Origin of the sequence: Pseudomonas sp. UBA6753 (assembly GCF_002453565.1) — a bacterium.
GTDB classification, from domain to species: Bacteria; Pseudomonadota; Gammaproteobacteria; order Pseudomonadales; family Pseudomonadaceae; genus Aquipseudomonas; species Aquipseudomonas putida_Z.
This window is the reverse complement of record NZ_DKHD01000038.1, coordinates 14,166-34,719: the sequence shown is the minus strand read 5'-3', so window position 1 is coordinate 34,719 and position 20,554 is coordinate 14,166. Positions and strand designations below refer to the sequence as shown.

Here is a 20,554-nt window from a genome sequence, read left to right as displayed (position 1 = left end):
GGCTTGCCGGCGATAGGGCCAGTACAGGATTCAGTGGTTGTGCTTGCCACTCAATGCCGCATGGAAGTTGGCACTCTGGCGCAGGTACTGTTCGGTGTAGCTATGGGTGGCGGACGCCTTGCCGCTGCTGTCGGCATGGGCATGCGTCGGCAATACGACCGAAGCGGAAATGGCGGATGCGGCAATGACCGGGAAGAGATTGAAGTTCATCTGGGCTGACCTCGACGGCGGTGGTTTGACGTTGGCCCGTTTGGGCCTTGGGTCAAACTTACGCCGCCGAAGCCGCAGGCAAAAATTCATTGCGGCAGTATCGATTATCACGCCGATCGATATCACTCGATGAATTTCAGGTCCGACGGCGCATCCTGCTTCAGCGTCTGCACCGTCTCCAACAGCTTGCCGCTGCGCGGATCGCGGCGTATCACTACGATCTGGTTGCTCTTCTGGTTGGCCACCAGCAAGAAGTTGTCGCTCGGGTCGAGGGCGAACTCGCGGGGATGATCCCCCTCCACCGAACGGCGCTGCAGGAATGTCAGCTGGCCATCCTGCTTGCCCACGCTGAACACCACGATCTCGTTGGCCGTGCCTCGGTTGCTCACATACAGGAAGCGCCCGTCTGCCGACAGGTGCAAGCCACCTGCCGCTTTCGCCGCAGCCTCCTTGCTCTCGGTCAGGGGCAGGCGCTGGCGTTCGACCAGGTTGCCCTCCTGCACATCGAACATCACCACCTCGGCACTCATTTCCAGGGTCAGGTAGGCGTGCCGGCCCTTGGCGTCGAACAACAGGTGGCGCGGCCCGCTGCCCGGCGGCAGGTCCACCGACGCGGGGATCGCCGGCGTCAACGGGTGGTCTGCGCTGGCACCGTCGTAGCGGTAGATGAACACCTTGTCGGCACCCAGGTCGCTGGCATACAGGTGGCGGCCGTCGGGTGACAGCACCAGCGAATGCACATGGGCGCCGGCCTGGCGCTCGGGGTTGACCCCGCTCGCCTTGTGCCGGGCCTGTTGCACCACCGGCTTGAGCTTGCCGTCCTTGGCCACCGGGATTACCACCAGGCTGCCGCCAGGGTCGGGCTTGACTGCGTAGTTGGCCACGAACAGATAACGCTGGTCCTGGCTGAGGCTGGCGTGAGTCGGCTCGTCACCTTGGCTGGCCACCTGGTTGATGGGCTTGATCTCGCCTTTTGCACTGACGCTGAAGCTACTGGCATGGCCGTTCGGGGTTTCATTGACCGCGAACAGCTGGCGTTGATCGGCCGACAATACCAGCCACGAAGGGCTGATACTCTTCACCACCTGCTGCGGCGCAGGGCCGATATGGCCGGTCTTTTCGTCAAACTGATAGCGGTAGATGCCCTGGCTGGCGCCATCGGTGTAGCTGCCCACCAGCAAGCTGGCGGCGTGGGCGTGGAGGGTCATGCTCATCAGGCTAGCGGTCAGCAGGCTCGTCCAGATCCGATTCATCTTCGTCATCATCCGGGGCACGAAAGGCACTCATACAGACTAGCCGATGCTCGCCGTTGGCATCGTCGAGTTGCCACTCGTCACCCACGGCGATGGCGGCAGTGATCTGCTCGGGGGTGAAGGACCAGCGGCGGAGCTGGCGGCCGTCCATGCATTCGATGGTGAGGCCGGATTCATCGGAGGTGAAGTCGAAGGCGTGCAGGCCGTCGATCAGGAGCATGTCGCAGGACTGCAGGGCGGTGGCGAGGGGGGACATGGGGGTACCAATCTGAAATGAGTTGGCATTATAGCCATGGGGCTGCTTTGCAGCCCATCGCCGGCAAGCCAGCTCCCACAGGGATCGCACAAATCTGGAGGCTTGCGCTGTACCTGTGGGAGCTGGCTTGCCGGCGATGGGCCGCAAAGCGGCCCCTGCAATTCAATGGGCAAAAATCGACCCGCCCTCCTTGCCCACCATCTTCTCAGGCTTGATCAGGAACCTTGCCAGCGCCGGCAGCAGCCACAGCGCACCGAACATGTTCCACAGCAGCATGAAGGTCAGCATCAGCCCCATGTCGGCTTGGAACTTGATCGCCGAGAAGATCCAGGTGCACACGCCGATGGCCAGGCACAAGCCGGTGAACAGCACTGCCTTGCCAGTCGAGCGCAGGGTCTCGTAATAAGCCTCCTGCAACGGCAACCCGGCACGCAGGAAGCTTTCCAGCCGGCTGTAGATGTAGATGCCATAGTCCACGCCAATGCCCACACCCAGCGCCACCACCGGCAAGGTCGCCACCTTGACCCCGATGCCCATGTAGGCCATCAGCGCGTTGCCCAGCACCGAGGTCAGCACCAGCGGCAGGACGATGCACAGGGTGGCGGCGAACGAGCGGAAGGTAATCAGGCACATCACCGCCACACAGATGTACACCAGGATCAGGATGGTCAGCTCGGCCGACTTGATCACCTCGTTGGTCGCCGCCTCGATCCCGGCATTGCCCGCCGCCAGCAGGAACTGCAGGCCTTCCTTGTTGTGGCTGTCGGCAAACGCCTTGGCAACGGCAGTGACCCGCTCCAGGGTTTCGGCCTTGTGGTCGTTGAGGAACACCAGCACCGGCGCCAGCGAGCAGTCGCCGTTGTACAGGCCATCGGCGCGGGCGATGGAGTTGTTGAGGATGTCCGGGTTGCGCGACAGGGTTTCCCATTTCAGGCTGCCCTCGTTCATGCCCTTGATCACCTGCTTGGACACGGTCACGAGGGAAATTGCCGACTGCACGCCCGGGGTGTTCTGCATGGTCCACATCAGCTCGTCGATCGGCGCCATGGTCGAGTGGATCGAGCAGCTTTCCGGCGGGGTCTTGACCATGATCACCAGCACGTCGGAACTGGTCGAGTAGTTGCTGATGATGAAGTTGTTGTCCTGGTTGTAGCGCGAATCGGGGCGCAGCTCCGGCGCGCCCTGGTCGAGGTCGCCGATCTTCAGGTTCTGGCTGTACCACAGGCCACCGGCGAAGGCGACCAGCGCCAGGGCCACCGACACCGGCGCCACCTTGGCACTGGCGAAGTTCGACAGCAGGCGCCAGAACGGGTGCTCGCGGGTGGCGTCCTGCTTGCTGCGCTCGACGGCCTTCTTGCTGATGCCGACGTAGGAGATGGCTACCGGCAGCAGGATGAGGTTGGTGAACACGATCACTGCCACACCGATGGAAGCGCCGATGGCCAGTTCACGAATCACCCCGATGTCGATGATCAGCAGGGTGATGAAGCCCACGGCGTCGGCGAGAATGGCGATCATCCCCGGCAGGAACAGCTGGCGGAACGTGCGCCGGGCGGCGGTCAGGGCGTTGTCGGCGTCACTCGACTGCAGGGCGATACCGTTGATCTTCTGCACCCCATGGGAAATGCCGATGGCGAAGATCAGGAACGGCACCAGCATCGAGTACGGGTCCAGGCCAAAGCCCACCGCATGCATCAGGCCCAGCTGCCAGACCACCGCCACCAGGGTGGTGATGAGCACGGCGATGGTGCTACGGATGCACCAGGTGAACCAGTACAGCAGCACCCAGGTAATGGCCAGGGCGACGCCAAAGAACATCGCCACCATCACCAGGCCGTCGATCAGGTCGCCGACCTTCTTGGCGAAGCCGACGATGTGCACCTTCACGTTGGGGTTCTGCGCCTGGAACTTGTCACGGATCTTTTCTTCCAGCTGGTGCGAGAACTGCTGGTAATCCAGCTTCACCTGCTTGCCAGGGTCCTGCGGGTCTGGGTAGCTCTCCAGCAGCGGCACGTCGACGATGCTGGACTTGAAGTTGTTGCCCACCAGGCGCCCCACCTGGCCCGACTTGAGCACGTTGTCGCGCAGGGTGTCGAGGCTGTCCTGCGAACCGTTGTAGGTGTTGGGGATCACCTCGCCACCGGAAAAGCCTTCCTCGGTGACCTCGCTCCAGCGCACGCTGGGGCTCCACAGCGACTTCAACCCGGCACGGTCGACGCCAGGGATGTAGAACACTTCGTCATGGATCTGCCGCAGGGTCTCCATGTAGTCCTTGTCGAAGATGTCGCCATTCACGGCCTCCACCGAGATGCGCACGGTGTTGCCGAGGTTGGCCAGGTCGTTGCGGTGCTCCATCATCTGCTCGATGAACGGGTGCTGCAGCGGGATCATCTTCTCGAAGCTGGTGGACGGGCGAATCTGCGTGGCCTGCCAGAACAGAAAGATGCTGACCAGTACGCACAGGGCGATGACCACGGGGCGATTGTTGAAGATCAGGCGTTCGAGCAGCGTGGCCTTGTCCTGGTGATGCGGGTGCATGGTGATGCTCTCCCTGCTGGTCATGGACGCACCTCCTGGTCAGCACCCTGTGGGTCAGCCAGGTGCACGCCACCCTGCCCTACCAGCAGCAGGCCGCCATCGGCCAGGCCGCTGACGCCGGCCAGGGCAATGCGGTCGGCGCGGTTGTAGACACTGAAGGTCTGGCCATCATCGGTACTGCGCAGCACGCTGCCGCCATTGCCGACCAGCACCAGGCTACCGTCCTCGACAAGCGTAGCGCCTGCCAGGCCGAATTCGAGGTTGCCACGTGCGGCCTTGAGCTCGATCGGTTGCCAGCTGTCACCAAAATTGGTGGAACGGAACAGGTTGCCGCGCAGGCCGTAGGCCAGCAGGGTGTGCGGCTGGGCAGTGCCGATCACGCCGAACAGCGAGCCCTCGTAAGGGCTCTCGACCTTGGCCCAGGTCTGGCCGTTGTCGGCGGAGCGGAACATGCCACCCTGCTCGCCGACGATGAACAGGCCCGCGTCACGCACCTGGGCGATACCGTTCAGGTGCAGCTGGTCGGGGTTGTCCAGGCGCTCGGCGACGTCCTGCCAGTGCTGGCCGCCATCGGTGGTTTCCAGCAAGGCGCCATAGGCACCTACGGCAAAACCGTGCCGGGCGTCGAGGAAGGCGACATCGAGCAAGGGTGCTTCGCGGGACAGGTCTTCGAACTGCTTGCTCCAGGTGGCACCACCATCGCTGCTGGCGAGCACCAGCGCATCGTGGCCGACGGCCCAGCCGCGCTTGTCGTCGAGGAAGAACACCGCGGTCAGCAGTTGCCGGGTGGGCACCCGCGCCTGGGTCCAGGTGCTGCCCTGGTCGTCGGAGAACAGGATATGACCGCGATCGCCTACCACCACCAGGCGCTTGCCGGCATGGGTGGCGTCGATCAGCAGGCTCTGGCTGGCCTTGGCCGATTCGGTGGAATACTCGTCGGCGGCAGCGGCTTGCACGCTGTCAGCCCACATGCCAAGCCCCAGCGCCAGTACCGCGCCGGCTGCCAATGGCCAGGCAAAGCGCCTGTTCTGTTCCCTCATGACTGTCCCCCTGTTGTGTTCTTGTGTGGTGGGTCAATGCACTGCAGGTACTGCGAAAAGCCTGATCTAGAGGCCTGCAATAGCTTGAGGGGATCGTAGCGGGGATATTTGCGGGAACACAACGGGCGGGGTGTTATGTTTTGTTGTCGGCCTTGTAAAGCCGGGGCCGCTGTGCGGCCCTTCGCGGGCACGCCCGCTCCCACAGGGATATCACAGGCCTTGAAAGCAGTGGTATCCCTGTGGGAGCGGGCGTGCCCGCGAAGGGCTGCAAAGCAGCCCCCTTGGCCCTTAAGCCAGGCTCTTGCTCACAACCTCATACACATCACTGGACAGCTCACCAGAAGCCAGAATCCGCTCCAGCTCGCCCTTCATCAGGGCCTGACGCGCATCGTCATACTTGCGCCAGCGGGTCAGCGGTGCCAGCTGCCGCGAGGCGATCTGCGGGTTCAGCGCATTCAGCTCGATCACCAGGTCCGCCAGGAAGCGGTAGCCGGAGCCATCCGCCGCATGGAAGTTGACCAGGTTCTGCCCGGCAAAGGCGCCGACCAGCGCACGTACCTTGTTCGGGTTCTTCAGGGTGAACGCCGGGTGCTGCATCAGCGCCTTGACCCGCGCCAGCCCGCCCGGCAGCGTACTGGCCGCCTGCACGCTGAACCACTGGTCCATGACCAGCGGGTTGTCCTTGAAGTGCTCGGCAAAGCTTTCCAGGGCCTTGGCACGCTCGGCTTCAAACGGCGAGTTGACCAGCACGGCCAGCGCAGTCAGGCGCTCGGTCATGTTGTCGCATTGGTCGAACTGCTCCAGGGTCGCTTCCAGCACCTGCGGCTTGCCGCTCTGCATCAGGTACGACAGGGCAATGTTCTGCAGGCTACGGCGGGCAAAGTGCTCAGCGGCGGCCACGTAGGCGGTGCTGCGCGACACTTCGCGGTTGGCCTGGTAGCGCGCCCACAGGGCGTCGAACAGCTGCTCGGCGATCTGCTGGCGGGCGAACTCGCGGGCAGCGTGGATGGCGTCCACGTCGGCCACCTGGCTGATTTCTGTGAGGTAGGCCTCACCCGGCAGCGAGAGCATTTCGGCAACCATGGCCGGGTCCAGCGACTCGTTGCCGAGCACGGTGCCCAGGGCGCTGATCAGGCGCTGGTCGAGCTTGAGTGCTTCGCCGCGCTGATGCTGGCCGATCAGCTCCTGCAGCACCTGCACTGACAACTGCTGCCCCGCCTCCCAGCGGTTGAAGCCGTCGCTGTCGTGCTGCATCAGGAACATCAGCTGGTCGCGGTCGTAGGGGAAGCTCAGCTTGACCGGTGCACTGAAGCCACGCAGCAGCGAAGGCAGCGGCTTGGCCTGGATGCCCTGGAAGGTGAAGGTCTGCTCGGCCTCGGTCACCGACAGCACGCGGCTGGTGCCCTGCGCCGTCGCTTCGCCGGCCAGTTGCAGCGGCAGGTCGTTGCCTGCGGCATCCAGCAGGCCAAGCTCCACCGGGATCACGAACGGCAGTTTTTCGGCCTTGTCCGGGGTCTGCGGGCAGCTCTGGCGGAAGGTCAGGCTGTAGGTCTGCGCGGCCGCGTCATAGGCCTCGCTGACTTCCAGGCGCGGGGTGCCGGCCTGGTTGTACCAGCGCTTGAACTGGGTGAAGTCGACGCCGTTGGCGTCTTCCATGGCCTTGATGAAATCGTCGGTGGTCACCGCCTGGCCATCGTGGCGTTCGAAGTACAGGTCGCTGCCCTTGCGGAAGCCGTCTGCGCCCAGCAGGGTACGAACCATGCGCACCACTTCGGCGCCCTTCTCGTATACGGTCAGGGTGTAGAAGTTGGAGATCTCGATGAAGCTGTCCGGGCGCACCGGGTGAGCCATGGGGCCAGCGTCTTCGGCGAACTGGTGAGTACGCAGGTAGGCCACGTCTTCGATACGCTTGACCGTGCGCGAGTTCATGTCGGCGCTGAACTCGGCATCGCGGAACACCGTGAAGCCTTCCTTCAGCGACAGCTGGAACCAGTCACGGCAGGTGACGCGGTTGCCCGACCAGTTGTGGAAATACTCGTGGGCGACCACGCCTTCGACGCGCTGGTGGGCCGCATCGGTGGCGGTTTCGGCACGGGCCAGCACACAGCTGGAGTTGAAGATGTTCAGGCCCTTGTTTTCCATGGCGCCCATGTTGAAGTCGTTGACCGCGACGATCATGAAGATGTCCAGGTCGTACTCGCGGCCATAGACTTCTTCGTCCCAACGCATGGACTTCTTCAGGCTGACCATGGCGTGGTCGCACTTGTCGATGTTCTCGGGCTCTACGTAGATGCGCAGGGTCACGTCACGGCCGGACTGGCGGGTGAAGCTGTCCTCGACGCACCACAGGTCACCGGCCACCAGGGCGAACAGGTAGGCCGGCTTCATGAACGGGTCTTCCCAGGTCGCCCAGTGGCGACCATCGTCTGCCGGCCCGCTGCCGATCGGGTTGCCGTTCGACAGCAATACCGGGTAGCGATGCTGCTCGGCGATGACCGTGGTGGTGAAGGTGCTCATCACGTCCGGGCGGTCGAGGTAGTAGGTGATCTTGCGGAAACCTTCGGCCTCGCACTGGGTGCAGAACATCTTGCCCGACTTGTACAGGCCTTCCAGTGCGGTGTTGCTTTCGGGGTGGATCTTCACGCTGGTGTCGAGGGTGAAGCGCTCGGCCTTGGGCTGCACGGTCAGGCTGTCGGCATCGAGCTGGTAGTCGCCCGGCTGCAGCTCCTGGTCATCCAGCGAGGCGCGCAGCAGTTCCAGCTGCTGGCCATCGAGCTCCAGTGGCGGCAGGCCGGCACCGCGTGCCGGGTTGCGGCGCATGACCAGTTGCGCGTGAACCAGGGTGTGGTCCTCGAACAGCTCGAAGGTCAGGTGCGTCTCGTCGATCAGGTACTCGGGCGCCTGGTAATCCTCGAGGTAGATCACTTGCGGTTGTTCGGTACGCATGTGCAGGTCCTTTTTACTGGAGCACGGCCAACTGGTAGGCCGTGTACTTGCGAATATTGATCACACCGGTGTCGAAGATCAGGTACTGGCCCTTGATGCCCAGCAGCGTGCCTTCCACTACCGGGTCCTTGTCGAGGTTGAAGCTGACGATCTTCGATGGGTAGGCCTCGACCGGGTACTTCATCTGCACCACTTCCGCGTCGGCCAGCGGCTGGATCGCCTGCAGGCCGAAGCGCCCCTGCAGCTCGCGCAGGCCATCGGCACAGGCGTCGAACACCTGTTCACGAATGGCGACCAGGTCTAGCTCCTCGGCATCGCCCTTGAGCAGGGCGCGCCAGTTGGTGCGGTCCGGCACCTGGCTGCGCAGCAAGTCTTCGACCAGGCCGGACTGCTGGCGGGTGGCCACGCGCACGATCGGCAGGGCCTGGCTGGCGCCCTGGTCGAGCCAGCGGGTGGGCAGCTGGGTGGCGCGGGTGATACCGACCTTGATCCCCGACGAGTTGGCCAGGTAGACCACATGGTCGGTCATGCAGAACTGTTCGCCCCACGACGGTTCGCGGCAGGTGCCGGCGTCGTAGTGGCACTTTTCCGGGGCCATGATGCACACGTCGCACTGGGCCAGTTTGGTCATGCACGGGTAGCAGTAACCCTGGCTGAAGCTGGTCTTGGTGCGCTTGCCACAATGGCTGCAGTGAATGGCGCCGAGGTATTCGAGGCGCAGGCGCTGGCCGATCAGCGGGTTGACCGGCACCTGCGTGTCATCCAGACGGAAGCTGTACTGCACCACTGGCGCCTGCAGGCTTACCGCCATCTTGCTCAACGAGCCACGAGCGAGTTCGATCAATGTACCGAGTCCGACTTGAACAGAATGTTGGCGATCGGCGCGGACTTCGAGGCGCATTCCTGCGGGCCCATGTAGCCGGTACGCTGGTCTTCGGGCAGGTTTTTCATCTCCCAGGCGATTACCGCCTGCAGCGACAGCTCTTTCTGCTCGGCAGTGAGCTTGCGGCCATCCGACCATTTGCCGATTTCCACGGCCAGTTTCAGGCTCTCGTAGATTTCCGGGGTGATGTTTTCAATCATTTGCGCGAAAGTGGACATAGTGTCTCCTGATTCAAGCCGACAGTTTACGCCGGGCCAGCGCCCCACCCAAGAGCCCGGTCAGGCAACCGATGAGCAGCCCGCCGACGTGGGCGGCATTGGCGATCTGGCCAAGGCCCAGGGTGTCGATCACGCCGCTCAGGCACACCACCAGCCAGATGAGCATCATCACCAGCACGCCCTTGGGCAGGTTGAAGTAACGGTCGGGGGCCAGCCACTGGTACAGCCAGATGTGCCCGAGCAGGCCGTACAGCACGCCGGACAGGCCGCCGAACAGGCTCGGCCCGCTGCTGTAGTGCTGTGCCAGGTTGGACACCAGGCTGAACAGCAGGGTCAGGCCCAGCAGCGCCCACGGGCCTTGGCGCAATTCGATGCGTTTGCCCAGTTCCCAGTACCACAAGCTGTTCATGGCCAGGTGCAGCACGCCGAAATGCAGCAGCATGGGCGATACCAGGCGCCACCACTGGCCTTCGTCCAGGCCTTGCGCCAGCGGGCTGAAGTACAGGTAGTCGCCCTGGACGCGGAAATCGAGGAAGGTGAACCAGCTGATGGTGGTGAAGTTGTCGCCCAGGCCGGTGAGGCCGGCGACGATGAAGCACAGCAGCAGGGTCAGGGTGGTGATCTTGCAGGCGCGGGCCTGTTCCGCCAGGGAGGGCCCTTTCGCGGGCTCGCCCGCTCCCACAGGGTCCTGTGCAAGTTCGAGGTCGGCGTTGCCGTCAGGGTAGCGCTGGTAGAGTTCGCGGACGTCTGCGGCCAGGGTGTCGGGGGCCCAGAGCACCTGGGCATCGCCCTCCTCGCTGACCCGGTGCGGCACCTGCAGGCGCTGCAGCAGGTGAACGAAGCCGCTGAGGTCGACCGACAGCGGCAGGCGCATCACTTCGATAATGTTCATTGGTTGGCCTGTGGGCGGTCGACATCGACCCAGACGAACTTGTGCGGGTCGATGCGGGTTTCATCATCCAGCCGGTAGGCGGCCAGCTTGCCGTAGAGCACGGCGCTGTAGTCCAGGCAGGCCAGGTTGGCGCGGATCGGCGCCGGGCGGCCGCTACGCCAGTAATGGCCGACGAACAGCATGGGCTCGTCTTCGGCATAGCGCAGCAAGGCGTTCTTCTGGCTGTGACTGAGCGGGGTGCTGGCCACTTCCGCGGGCAGGGCGTCTGGCTGGAACACGATGTCGCCGTAGGTTTGCGGGTCTTCTTCCCAGAACTTGGTACGGAAGAAGGCACGGGTCAGGCCGTCGCCACCGGTGAGGGTCAGGCCGTCCGGCAGGCGCATGTCGGTGCCGCGCAGCAGGCGATTGCACACGGTGGCGGCAAAGCTGCCGCTCACCGCCGAGGCCTGGATGAAGTGCTCGTCGACGCGCCCGTCGGGGTACTGCTGGCGCAGCGGCTCGATCAGCCGCGGGTCCCAGCAGGCATGCACGAGGCGGAAGCGCCCGGCGTCGAGGAACAGTGGCAATTCGTAGAACCAGTTGACGAAGTCGTGCCAGTCAGCGGGGTGATGGGCAAACTGAGTCAGGGTTTCGTCGATCAACCGGGCGTGGCGCGGCGTATGCTCGCGCACGAAGGCCTTGCCGCTGCCAGGCAGTGCCGGGGTAACCCAGCCCAGCGCGTTGTACTCGTGGTTGCCCATGATGCAGAACGCCTGGCCGGCCTCGACCATGTCGTGGACGATGTGCAGCGCCTCGCGAATGCGTGGCCCGCGGTCGACGATGTCGCCAAGGAACAGCGCCTGGCGCCGCGGGTGGCGCCATACACCTGCCACACGCTTGTAACCGAGGGCGTCGAGCAGGCGTTCAAGGGTCAGCGCACAACCGTGCACGTCACCGATGATGTCGAAACTACGCGCCGGATCGAGCATCAGTCGTCCCTGCTTCCCAGGCGGCTGCCCCAGCCTAGCTTGGTGCGGCAGACCTCGTAGTAATTGTGGTCCAGCGGGTGGATCAGGCGCAGCTTCTGCGGTTTCTTGCTCACCGTGATGGTGTCGCCGGGGGCGCAGGTGAAGTGGTTCTGGCCGTCACAGGATACCTGCGGGTAGATCTGCAGGTCCTTGGACACCACGATCTTCAGCTCGCTGTTGCCGTCGACCACGATCGGCCGGCCCGACAGGGTGTGCGGGTACATTGGCACGATGACGATGGCGTCGAGCTTGGGGTGCATGATCGGGCCGCCGGCCGACAGCGCGTAGGCGGTGGAGCCGGTGGGGGTGGCGACGATCAGGCCGTCGGCCTTCTGGCTGCAGACGAACTGGCCATCGATGTAGATCTCGAACTCGATCATGCGCGTCGACTTGCCCGGGTGCAGCACCACGTCGTTCAGCGCATCACCCTGGCCGATGGCTTCGTTGTGGCGGCGTACTTCGGCCTGCAGCAGGAAGCGGTTTTCCACCAGGTAGTGGCCGTCGAGCACTTCAGCGACCTTCTCTTCCAGCTCGTCGGGGCGGATGTCGGTGAGGAAGCCCAGGTTGCCTCGGTTGATGCCCAGCACCGGAATGTTGTGCCGGGCCAGGGCGCGGGCGGCGCCCAGCAGGCTGCCGTCGCCGCCGACCACGATGACCAGGTCACAGACCTCGCCCAGCAGCTTGCGGGTGGAGGTTTGCAGGCCATGGCCGGGCAGCACTTCGGCGATGGTGTCCTCGAGGATCACGTGCAGGTGGCGCTCGAGGAGGAATTTTTTCAGTCGGCGAATGGTGTCGAGCACCTGCGAGCTGCCAAGGCGGCCGATGATACCGATATTGCGAAACTGCTCCATGGGGCTCCTGCGAGGCTCTGCGGCGGGTGACTATGCCGCGATTATGGGCGAAACCACCGGGTAGCGGCAAACCGGCTATGCTCGCAGGATGATGCCATTCGCCCTGCTCCACGACCTGCCCCGGCAGCTACGCCGCCCCAACGTGCGCGACCTGGCCTGGGCCCTGCTGTCGCCCCCGTTGCTCAGCGCCCCGCCCTGCCCCCAGCGCCACCCGCTGGCGGGCAGCCTGTGGGCGGACCAGCCACAGCGCCTGGCAGATTGGCTGCGGGCGCTGGATGACGATGACCGCCCATTGCGCGACTGGCTGGCGAAGCTGGGCAGCCGGCGCCTGGGGCACTACTACGAACGGCTGTGGCAATTCGCCCTGGGCCAGGCTCCGGGCATCGAACTGCTGGCGGCCAACCTGGCGATTCGCGACGGCGGGCGCACCCTGGGCGAGCTGGATGTGGTGCTGCGCGACCGCGATGGTGTGCACCACCTGGAACTGGCCATCAAGCTGTACCTGGGCCCGGAGCATCCCGGGCACGACCCCGCCGCCTGGCTGGGGCCGGGCTGCCATGACCGACTGGGAAGCAAACTGGCGCACCTGGCGCGGCACCAGCTGCCCATGTCAGCGGGGGCGCACAGCCGCGAGGTGCTGGCCCGGCTGGGGGTGGAGCAGGTGCAGGCACATGTGTGGCTGGGTGGCTATCTGTTCTACCCGTGGCCTGGGCATGCGCAGCCACCACAGGGCGCCAACCCGCAGCACTTGCGCGGGCGCTGGCTGCGGAGGCGGGACTGGGTCATGGGCGAAGGTGAACGATGGCAGCCGCTGCAACGGCATGCCTGGCTGGCGCCCGCGCGGGTCGAGGCGCAGGAGTGCTGGGCGGTTGAGCAGTTTGCGGCGTGGCTGCACGTGCTGGAGCGGCAGGCTCCGGCGCAGTTGCTGGTGAGGTTGGAGCAAGAGGCTGACGGGGCGTGGCAGGAGGCCGAGCGGGTGTTTCTGGTGGCTGACAGCTGGCCATTTTCCCCTGAGGCATGAAGCCGGTGCAGACAACACAATTTTCACAGACCTGGCGCAAAGATTTGTTCCCCCGTAGCCATTACAGTACTTCCTGAGCGCCGGCAAGAGCGCCATTCCGACCTGATGACGAGGACCGATCATGGTTTCATCCACCCCCGCGACCCATTACGCGCGCCTGTCCATCGCCCTGCACTGGCTGATGCTGGTGCTGCTGGCCGCTGTCTATGCCCTTATCGAACTGCGTGGCCTGTTCCCCAAGGACAGCGTCGAACGCAACCTGATGAAGGACCTGCACTTCATGCTCGGGCTCAGCGTGTTCGTGCTGGTCTGGTTGCGCCTGGCCATCCGCCTGAGCCGCCCGACTCCACCCATCGTGCCCAAACCTGCGGCCTGGCAGACCGGCCTCGCGCACCTGATGCACCTGGCGTTGTACCTGCTGATGATCTTCCTGCCGCTGGCCGGCTGGCTGATCCTCAGCGCCGCCGACAAACCAGTGCCGTTCTTCGGCCTGGAGCTGCCGCACCTGATCGGCCCGAACCCGGACCAGGCCAAGTTCATCAAAGGCTGGCATGAACGCATCGGCAGCTGGGGCTACTGGCTGATCGGCCTGCACGCTCTGGCCGGGCTGTATCACCACTATGTGCAGCGCGACAACACGCTGCTGCGCATGCTGCCCTACAAGTAACCGCGCCGGCCCTGCAGGCCGCCGGTGTGCACCACGATCAGGCGGGTGCCGGGCGCGAACAGCCCGGCCTCGACCTGCTCACGCAGGGCCAGCAGGGCCTTGCCGGTGTAGAGGGCTTCGAGCGGCACGCCGGTGTGCCGCTCGCAATCGGTGATGAACGCCAGCAGCTCGGCGTCGAATTTGCCGAAACCGCCACGGCAGGCGTCGTGCAGCTGGTAGCCATGCGCGCCGGCCAATGTCGCTACCGCCTCCGGCACACCATGGTCCCTGGGTACCGCCAATGCACCATGCACCACATGTGCACCCGCCTCGGCCATTACCAGGCCGGCCAGGGTCGTCCCCGTTCCGGCAGCCAGCCACCAGGCGTCGTAGCCCGACCAGCCCAGTGCCGCGATTTGCGCGCGCGCCTGCTGCATGATCAGCGCGCAGCCCTGTGCACCAGCCAGCCCGCCGCCCCCTTCGGGGATGCAGTGCCAACCCGGGTAGCGCGCTTGCCAAGGCTGCCAGAAACCCGCTTGGTTTCGTGCGCGATAGCCGCCATAGCCCAACCAGTGCAGTTCCATGCCCAGCGCCTGCAAGTCTCGCACGGTTGGCGTGTCCTGGGCGTGGCCACGCAGCAGGCCGGCGGTGGCGAAGCCGAAGCGCTTGCCGGCAGCGGCCAGGGCGTGCAGGTGGTTGGAATGGTTGCCGCCGAGGCTGATCAGGCCCGGGGCGTTGCTGGCGCTGGCCTGTTGCAGGTGGTGGCGTAGCTTGAACCATTTGTTGCCACTGATCAGCGGGTCGATCAGGTCCAGGCGCAGGATGGCGGCTTTGACCTGCGCTGTTGTCAGCCAAGGCAGGTTCAGGGGCTGGAGGGGGGCTTGGGGCAGGTCAAAGTGCATCGTGCGAGTTTACCAGTGATATCCCGGGGCGGGCTTGCCCGCTCCCACTGTCAGGAGTGCGCTATCCCTGTGGGAGCGGGCAAGCCCGCGATGGGCCGCAAAGCGGCCCCGGCGATCTCAGAGCTCAGCCGCCAATCTCGAACCTTGGTTGATCGCCCGCTTGGCATCCAGCTCGGCCGCCACATCGGCCCCACCAATCAGGTGCACCGACTGCCCCGCCGCCACCAGCCCGTCCTGCAGTTCGCGCAGCGGCTCCTGCCCGGCACAGATCACCACGTTGTCCACCGCCAGCACCTGCGGCTCGCCATCGGCCACGCGAATGTGCAGGCCGGCATCGTCGATACCCAGGTACTCGACGCTGTTGAGCATCTGTACCTGCTTGTTCTTCAACCCGGTACGGTGAATCCAGCCGGTGGTCTTGCCCAGGCCGTCACCCACCTTGGATTTCTTGCGCTGCAACAGGTACACCTGCCGCGCCGGGGCATGCGGCTCGGCCTTGATCCCGGCCACGCCACCACGTGCCTGCAGATGGGTGTCGATGCCCCACTCCCTCCAGAACGCCTCACGGTCCTGGCTGGTAGCCACGCCCTGGTGCACCAGGTACTCGGAAACGTCGAAACCGATGCCGCCCGCACCAATCACCGCGACAGCCTTGCCCACCGGCTTGCGCTCGAGCAGCACGTCCAGGTAGCTGAGCACCTTGGCATGCTCGACACCGGGGATGGCCGGCGTGCGCGGGGCGATGCCGGTGGCCAGGATGATCTCGTCGTAGCCACCGTCCACCAGGGCCTGCACATCGACCCGGGTATTCAGGCGCAGGTCCACGCCCGTGCTTTTGACCTTGTTGCGGAAGTAACGCAGGGTTTCATGGAACTCTTCTTTCCCCGGTACCCGCTTGGCCACATTGAACTGCCCGCCGATCTCGCTGGCGCCATCGAACAGGGTTACCGCGTGGCCGCGCTCGGCCGCCACCGTGGCTGCCGCCAGGCCGGCCGGGCCAGCGCCGACCACGGCAATGCGCTTCACGGTGCGCACGGGCAGGTAGTTGAGCTCAGTCTCGTGGCAGGCACGCGGGTTGACCAGGCAACTGGTCAGCTTGCCGCCGAAGGTATGGTCCAGGCAGGCCTGGTTGCAGCCGATGCAGGTGTTGATCTCGTCGCCGCGGCCGGCAGCGGCCTTGTTGACGAAGTCCGGGTCGGCCAGGAACGGCCGTGCCATCGAGACCATGTCCGCATCGCCCTCGGCCAGCACCGCCTCGGCCACCTCCGGAGTATTGATGCGGTTGGTGGTGATCAGCGGAATGTTCACCACGCCACGCAGCTTGGCGGTAACCTTGCTGAAGGCCGCACGCGGCACCTTGGTGGCAATGGTCGGGATACGCGCTTCGTGCCAGCCGATGCCGGTATTGATCAAGGTCGCGCCGGCCTGCTCGATGGCCTTGGCCAGCAGCTCGATTTCGTCCCAGGTGCTGCCGCCCTCGATGAGGTCGAGCATCGACAGGCGGAAGATGATGATGAAGTTCGGCCCGACCGCGCCGCGCACCCGGCTGACGATCTCCACCGCCAGGCGCATGCGGTTTTCATAGCTGCCACCCCAGCGGTCGGTGCGGTGGTTGGTGTGGGCGGCGAGGAACTGGTTGATGAAGTAGCCTTCCGAACCCATGATCTCGACACCGTCGTAACCGGCGCGCTGGGCCAGCACCGCGCAATTGACGAAGTCGGCGATCTGCTTTTCGATACCCGCCTCGTCCAGTTCCTTGGGCTTGAACGGGTTGATTGGCGCCTGGATTGCGCTGGGCGCCACCTGGCGCGGGCTGTAGGCGTAGCGCCCGGCATGCAGGATCTGCAGGCAGATCTTGCCGCCGGCAGCGTGTACCGCCTCGGTGACGATGCGGTGCTTGTCGGCCTCTTCCTCGGTGCTGAGCTTGGCCGCCCCGGAATACACCCCACCCTCATCGTTGGGCGCGATGCCGCCGGTGACCATCAGGCCGACGCCACCGCGGGCGCGCTCGGCAAAGTACGCCGCCATGCGCTCGAAGCCGCCCGGGCGCTCTTCGAGGCCGGTGTGCATCGAGCCCATCAGGGTGCGGTTGCGCAAGGTGGTGAAGCCCAGATCCAGCGGGGCGAGCAGGTGCGGGTAGCGGTCGGCGGCCATGGAAAGGTCCCCAGGTGGCGTGATCACGGAATGCGGATGCCGCACCGGTTGGCGGGCCCCGTCGTTTGTCTGCCTGCGACATTAAACAGCCGTTTGAACGGGCTCAATGATCGAAACTGACAAGTTATTGATCCTCGCGCACAGCACGACTACCCTAGGAAGCTCTCGTTTCCAAGGCGCTGTCCTGCTTCATGCGAAAACTCCTGGCAAGCGCCCTGGCGCTGGTGATGATCGCCGCCCTCTGCGGCTACGGTTTCTGGACCCAGCAGCGCCCGGAAGGCCACTACCTGTCCGACCTGCGCATCGAACTGGCACTGAACCACGGCGTGCCGGGCGAGCACGGCAACCTGCTCGGCGTCGAACCGCTGCTCTACCCGGGCGACTACCAGAACCTGCAACGCCTGCACCGCAAGCTCGCGGCCTACCTGGAGCAGGCACGTACCCAAGGCCTTGTCGGCCCGCGTACGGTGGTGGTGCTGCCAGAGCACATCGGTACCTGGCTGTGGGCACGCGGCGAAAAGAACGAGCTGTACCAGGTCACGCAAAGCCGCGAAGCCCTGCAATGGCTGGAACTGAGCAACCCGCTGCGCTATGGCCTGGCCATGCTCCGTGCCGACGGGGACGACTGGCGCGCCGACGCGCACCTGCGCATGAAAGCCGAGCAGATGGCTGCGGACTACCAGCAACTGTTCGGCGGCCTGGCCAAGGAGTTCAACGTCACCCTGGTGGCCGGCTCCATCGTGCTGCCCGCCCCCTACGTGAAACAGGGTGTGCTGCATGCCGGCAGCGGCCCGCTGTTCAACAGCAGCGTGGTGTTCGCCGGTGACGGCTCGCTGCTGGGCCAACCGCAACGCCAGCAGTTCCCCGACAGCGAAATGCGCCGCTATGTGCACGATGGCCGCCAGCACCCGCTGCAGGTATTGCAAACCCCTGCCGGGCGCCTGGGCGTGCTGGTGGGCAGTGACAGCTGGTACCCGGAAAACCATCAGCAATTGGCACGACAGGCGGTACAACTGATCGCCAACCCGGTGTTCCTCAGCGGCAAGGGCAGCTGGCAAGCGCCCTGGCGCGGCAATCGCCATCAGGATGCCAGCGCCGGGCTGGCCTTGCAGCGCGGCGAAGTCAGCGAACAGGCGGCCTGGCAGCGCCTGACCGAAGCGGCCGGGGCCGGCGTCAGCAGCATGAGCGTATTCATGCGTGGGCAGTTCTGGGAACAGGGCAGCGACGGCCAGGGCTTTGCCCACCAGGCGGGTGAATTGCTGGCGGGCACCCCCAGCCCTGGCGCCCGCTTGCTGAACCTGTGGTTGTAAGCCCATGGCCCGCCCCCGCGTGCGCCTGGGCGACCTGTCGGTTGGTTTTGTCCAGCCGCTGACCGAGGCCCTGCGCGAACTGGGCCACGACCCCGAGCCGCTGCTGCGCCGCTATGGCCTGGATGCGGCGCGCCTGAGCGAAGCTGGTGCGCGCTTGTCGATCCCGCGCTACATGCACCTGGGGCACGCCGCCATCGAGCTGTGCGGCGAGCCCGCGCTGGGCCTGCACATGGGGCGCCTGAGCCGCCTGGCGCATGCCGGCCTGGCCGGGGTCACCGCGGCCCAGGCACCGAACCTGGGCGAGGCGGCACGCACCCTGTTGCGCTTCGAGCCGCTGTACGCCGCCAACTACCGCGGCCACTCCAGTTTTCAGGAAGATGCCCAGGGCGCCTGGCTACGCTTCTACTCCATCAGCCCCTACAACGCCTACAACCGTTTCGTGGTCGATTCGCTACTCGCCGGCTGGCTCGCGCAGCTTGCCGACCTGGCCGGTACGGCGGTGCAGGCCGAACATATGGACATCGAGTTTGCCGCACCCGCCTATGCCGCGCGCTACCAGCCGCTGTGCAGCGCGCCCGTGCAGTTCGCGGCCGACGGCAACCAGCTGCGCCTGAGCCGCGCCACGCTGCAGCTGGCCAACCCCAGGCACTGCCCGAGCACCTGGCAGCACCTGCTGCAGCTGTGCGAGGCGGAAATGCTGCAGCGTACGCGGGTGCGCAGCCTGGGTGAGCGCATTACCCACCTGCTGGGCCCGTTGCTCAATGGTGGCCGTGAACCGGACCTGGAAGAAGTGGCGCTGCACCTGCAACTGCCAACCTGGACGTTACGCCGCAAACTGGCCGAGGAAGGCACGCGCTTTCGCGACCTGCTCAGCGAAACACGGCGCGACCTGGCCGAAACCTACATCCGCGATACGGAGCTGGCCTTTGGCGAGATTGCCTATCTGCTGGGGTTTGCGTCGGCCGAGGCCTTCCAGCGCGCCTTCAAGCGCTGGACGGGCCTTACACCGGGGGAGTTTCGCCGCAGCCAGCGGCGGGCGGGCTAGAGCTCGGTAGCGTCGTCAGCCGGTTCCGGGGTGTCCAGTTCATAAGCCTGGAATTCGAGAAGTTCTTCCTGGTATTCGTCCATAGCCCTGCGTCCTCTCATCTCATGTTCTTTATCGGTGTCGCCTTCAACCTAAGCAGGTGGAGTGAAGGAATGATGACAAGCTTATGAGTGGTAAACGTAGCAGGTGTTCAGGAAGTTATCACCGGGTGTCTGCAACGGGGATGTGTTCGCCCTGTACCGGCCTCTTCGCGGGCTCGCCCGCTCCCACAGGATCTCCACAGGCTCTGAAATTTGTGCATTATCTGTGGAGCGGGCAAGCCCGCGAAGAGGCCGGTACAGGCTGAAAATCAGAGAGCGGGCGCCGCGGCTTCGGCAGGCTGGGCTTCCTGCTGCACCTCGATCGGTGCCGCCTCCGCCGGCGGGGCCACCGGTTGCGAGCCTTGGCTGTCATCCACCACCGGCGCGGCTACCGCCTCGCTGGCCGGGGCAACAGGGGCCGGGGCTGGCGCCGCTTCAACCAAAGGTGCCGGCACCGGCGCCGCCGCGGCCTGCTCCGGCAGCCCCAGGGCAGCCGCGGGCGCTTCGACCTTCGGCGCGGGCTCCTCGACCTTGGCCTTGCTCTCCTGTTTAGGCTTGGGCTTTGGCAGGTAGCTCTCCACCAGGGCGAAATAGCGGTCATAGAACTGCGCCGCTGTCACCGTCTCGCTGGCCACCTTGACCATCGAGTCGTCGCTGGAGCCGATCGGCATCGACACCGACCCCAGTACACCAACGCCCAGACTGGCGGAGGTGTTGGACTTTTTCAGGGCGTAGCGGTCCTGCAGGGCGTTGGCGAACATGGTCGAACGCTGCTCGTCGCTCACATCCGGCGCACAGGTGACGTTGAAGCTGATCTGCAGGTGGTTCTCGCTGTTCTGCTGGAAGCTCTTGTTGCCCACCACCTGGTTGGCGCCGCTGCTGGTGATGATGTAACCCTGGCTGAGCAAGGCGCGCCGGGCGGCCTCGCAGGAGCCGGCATCGCTCACCGGGAAGCTGCGCGAGAAGGTGCCCGAGTCATCGAAGTTCTCGTGCTCATAGACGGCGGCTTTTTTCGAGGAACAACCGGTCACGCCCGCCAGCACTAGGGCCAGCCCGAGCGCACCAAAGACGGAAGATCTGGTCATTGCGAATTCCGGGTAAGTCAAGAAGGTGCCTATTGTGCAACACAGCAGGCAGGCACAGGAACCGCTGATCGGTGAAGAGTCTGTCAGGTTCGTGTAAATCTGGGTAAAGGGCGGCAATTGCCAGGCGTAAAACGAAAAAAGCGACCCGAAGGTCGCTTTCTCGTGGCTTCGAGGCGTTCAAGGGGCCTCGAGGCAAAGATGGCGCAGCGGACGGGAC

General features: G+C 65.0%; 18 protein-coding genes. 4 read left to right on the top strand and 14 right to left on the bottom strand.

Features of this window, described 5'->3' with window-relative positions; genetic code table 11:
• Nucleotides 1-30 precede the first annotated feature (30 nt).
• From B2790_RS16190 to B2790_RS16140, 11 genes are all read right to left on the bottom strand, one after another.
• On the bottom strand, nucleotides 31-210 hold the full coding sequence (locus B2790_RS16190) for a hypothetical protein (RefSeq protein WP_025338263.1): 180 nt from the start codon (nucleotides 208-210) through the stop codon (nucleotides 31-33).
• Nucleotides 211-332: 122 nt separating this feature from the next.
• Nucleotides 333-1,463, bottom strand: a complete 1,131-nt coding sequence (locus B2790_RS16185) for a lactonase family protein (RefSeq protein ID WP_286919213.1) — start codon at nucleotides 1,461-1,463, stop codon at nucleotides 333-335.
• Nucleotides 1,429-1,719: a DUF5629 family protein gene (locus B2790_RS16180; protein WP_025338261.1), complete on the bottom strand. Its 291-nt coding sequence runs from the start codon at nucleotides 1,717-1,719 to the stop codon at nucleotides 1,429-1,431. The genes B2790_RS16185 and B2790_RS16180 overlap by 35 nt, the downstream gene beginning before the upstream one ends.
• Before the next feature lie 162 nt (nucleotides 1,720-1,881).
• Nucleotides 1,882-4,257 carry an efflux RND transporter permease subunit gene (locus B2790_RS16175; protein WP_024086538.1) on the bottom strand — a complete coding sequence of 792 codons (2,376 nt, stop codon included), beginning with the start codon at nucleotides 4,255-4,257 and terminating at the stop codon, nucleotides 1,882-1,884.
• Between the two features lie 20 nt (nucleotides 4,258-4,277).
• Nucleotides 4,278-5,297 (bottom strand): WD40/YVTN/BNR-like repeat-containing protein, encoded by a 1,020-nt coding sequence (locus B2790_RS16170; RefSeq protein WP_286919212.1) that lies wholly within the window; start codon nucleotides 5,295-5,297, stop codon nucleotides 4,278-4,280.
• A 288-nt stretch (nucleotides 5,298-5,585) separates the two neighbouring features.
• Entirely contained in the window at nucleotides 5,586-8,243 is a 2,658-nt protein-coding gene (pepN, locus tag B2790_RS16165) for an aminopeptidase N (protein ID WP_286919211.1), read from the bottom strand.
• Between the two features lie 13 nt (nucleotides 8,244-8,256).
• Complete coding sequence (locus B2790_RS16160; RefSeq protein ID WP_075044170.1) at nucleotides 8,257-9,087, bottom strand: DUF2797 domain-containing protein; 831 nt, start codon at nucleotides 9,085-9,087, stop codon at nucleotides 8,257-8,259.
• Nucleotides 9,084-9,344, bottom strand: coding sequence for a YeaC family protein (locus B2790_RS16155; protein WP_003260154.1), 261 nt, complete (start codon nucleotides 9,342-9,344; stop codon nucleotides 9,084-9,086). The genes B2790_RS16160 and B2790_RS16155 overlap by 4 nt, the downstream gene beginning before the upstream one ends.
• Before the next feature lie 13 nt (nucleotides 9,345-9,357).
• Nucleotides 9,358-10,236, bottom strand: a complete 879-nt coding sequence (locus tag B2790_RS16150; protein ID WP_286919210.1) for a rhomboid family intramembrane serine protease — start codon at nucleotides 10,234-10,236, stop codon at nucleotides 9,358-9,360.
• Nucleotides 10,233-11,204: a metallophosphoesterase gene (locus B2790_RS16145; RefSeq protein ID WP_286919209.1), complete on the bottom strand. Its 972-nt coding sequence runs from the start codon at nucleotides 11,202-11,204 to the stop codon at nucleotides 10,233-10,235. Before B2790_RS16145 ends, B2790_RS16150 begins: the two co-directional genes overlap by 4 nt.
• On the bottom strand, nucleotides 11,204-12,094 hold the full coding sequence (locus tag B2790_RS16140; protein ID WP_025338255.1) for an NAD(+) kinase: 891 nt from the start codon (nucleotides 12,092-12,094) through the stop codon (nucleotides 11,204-11,206). Before B2790_RS16140 ends, B2790_RS16145 begins: the two co-directional genes overlap by 1 nt.
• An 88-nt stretch (nucleotides 12,095-12,182) precedes the next feature.
• Here B2790_RS16140 and B2790_RS16135 point away from each other — a divergent pair, with 88 nt between their 5' ends.
• Together B2790_RS16135 and B2790_RS16130 are read left to right on the top strand one after the other, a co-directional pair.
• Complete coding sequence (locus B2790_RS16135; RefSeq protein WP_286919208.1) at nucleotides 12,183-13,115, top strand: DUF1853 family protein; 933 nt, start codon at nucleotides 12,183-12,185, stop codon at nucleotides 13,113-13,115.
• A 121-nt stretch (nucleotides 13,116-13,236) separates the two neighbouring features.
• Nucleotides 13,237-13,782: a cytochrome b gene (locus tag B2790_RS16130; protein ID WP_137163302.1), complete on the top strand. Its 546-nt coding sequence runs from the start codon at nucleotides 13,237-13,239 to the stop codon at nucleotides 13,780-13,782.
• Here B2790_RS16130 and B2790_RS16125 read toward each other — a convergent pair.
• Nucleotides 13,773-14,663: a 1-aminocyclopropane-1-carboxylate deaminase/D-cysteine desulfhydrase gene (locus B2790_RS16125; RefSeq protein WP_286919207.1), complete on the bottom strand. Its 891-nt coding sequence runs from the start codon at nucleotides 14,661-14,663 to the stop codon at nucleotides 13,773-13,775. The genes B2790_RS16130 and B2790_RS16125 overlap by 10 nt on opposite strands.
• 117 nt (nucleotides 14,664-14,780) lie before the next feature.
• Nucleotides 14,781-16,817, bottom strand: coding sequence for an NADPH-dependent 2,4-dienoyl-CoA reductase (locus B2790_RS16120; RefSeq protein WP_286919206.1), 2,037 nt, complete (start codon nucleotides 16,815-16,817; stop codon nucleotides 14,781-14,783).
• A gap of 191 nt (nucleotides 16,818-17,008) precedes the next feature.
• Here B2790_RS16120 and B2790_RS16115 point away from each other — a divergent pair, with 191 nt between their 5' ends.
• Entirely contained in the window at nucleotides 17,009-18,127 is a 1,119-nt protein-coding gene (locus B2790_RS16115; protein ID WP_085589231.1) for a nitrilase-related carbon-nitrogen hydrolase, read from the top strand.
• Between the two features lie 4 nt (nucleotides 18,128-18,131).
• Entirely contained in the window at nucleotides 18,132-19,172 is a 1,041-nt protein-coding gene (locus B2790_RS16110) for an AraC family transcriptional regulator (protein ID WP_274120125.1), read from the top strand.
• 349 nt (nucleotides 19,173-19,521) lie between these two features.
• Here B2790_RS16110 and B2790_RS16105 read toward each other — a convergent pair whose 3' ends face one another.
• Nucleotides 19,522-20,337, bottom strand: coding sequence for a DUF2242 domain-containing protein (locus B2790_RS16105; protein WP_286919205.1), 816 nt, complete (start codon nucleotides 20,335-20,337; stop codon nucleotides 19,522-19,524).
• Nucleotides 20,338-20,554: the final 217 nt, after the last annotated feature.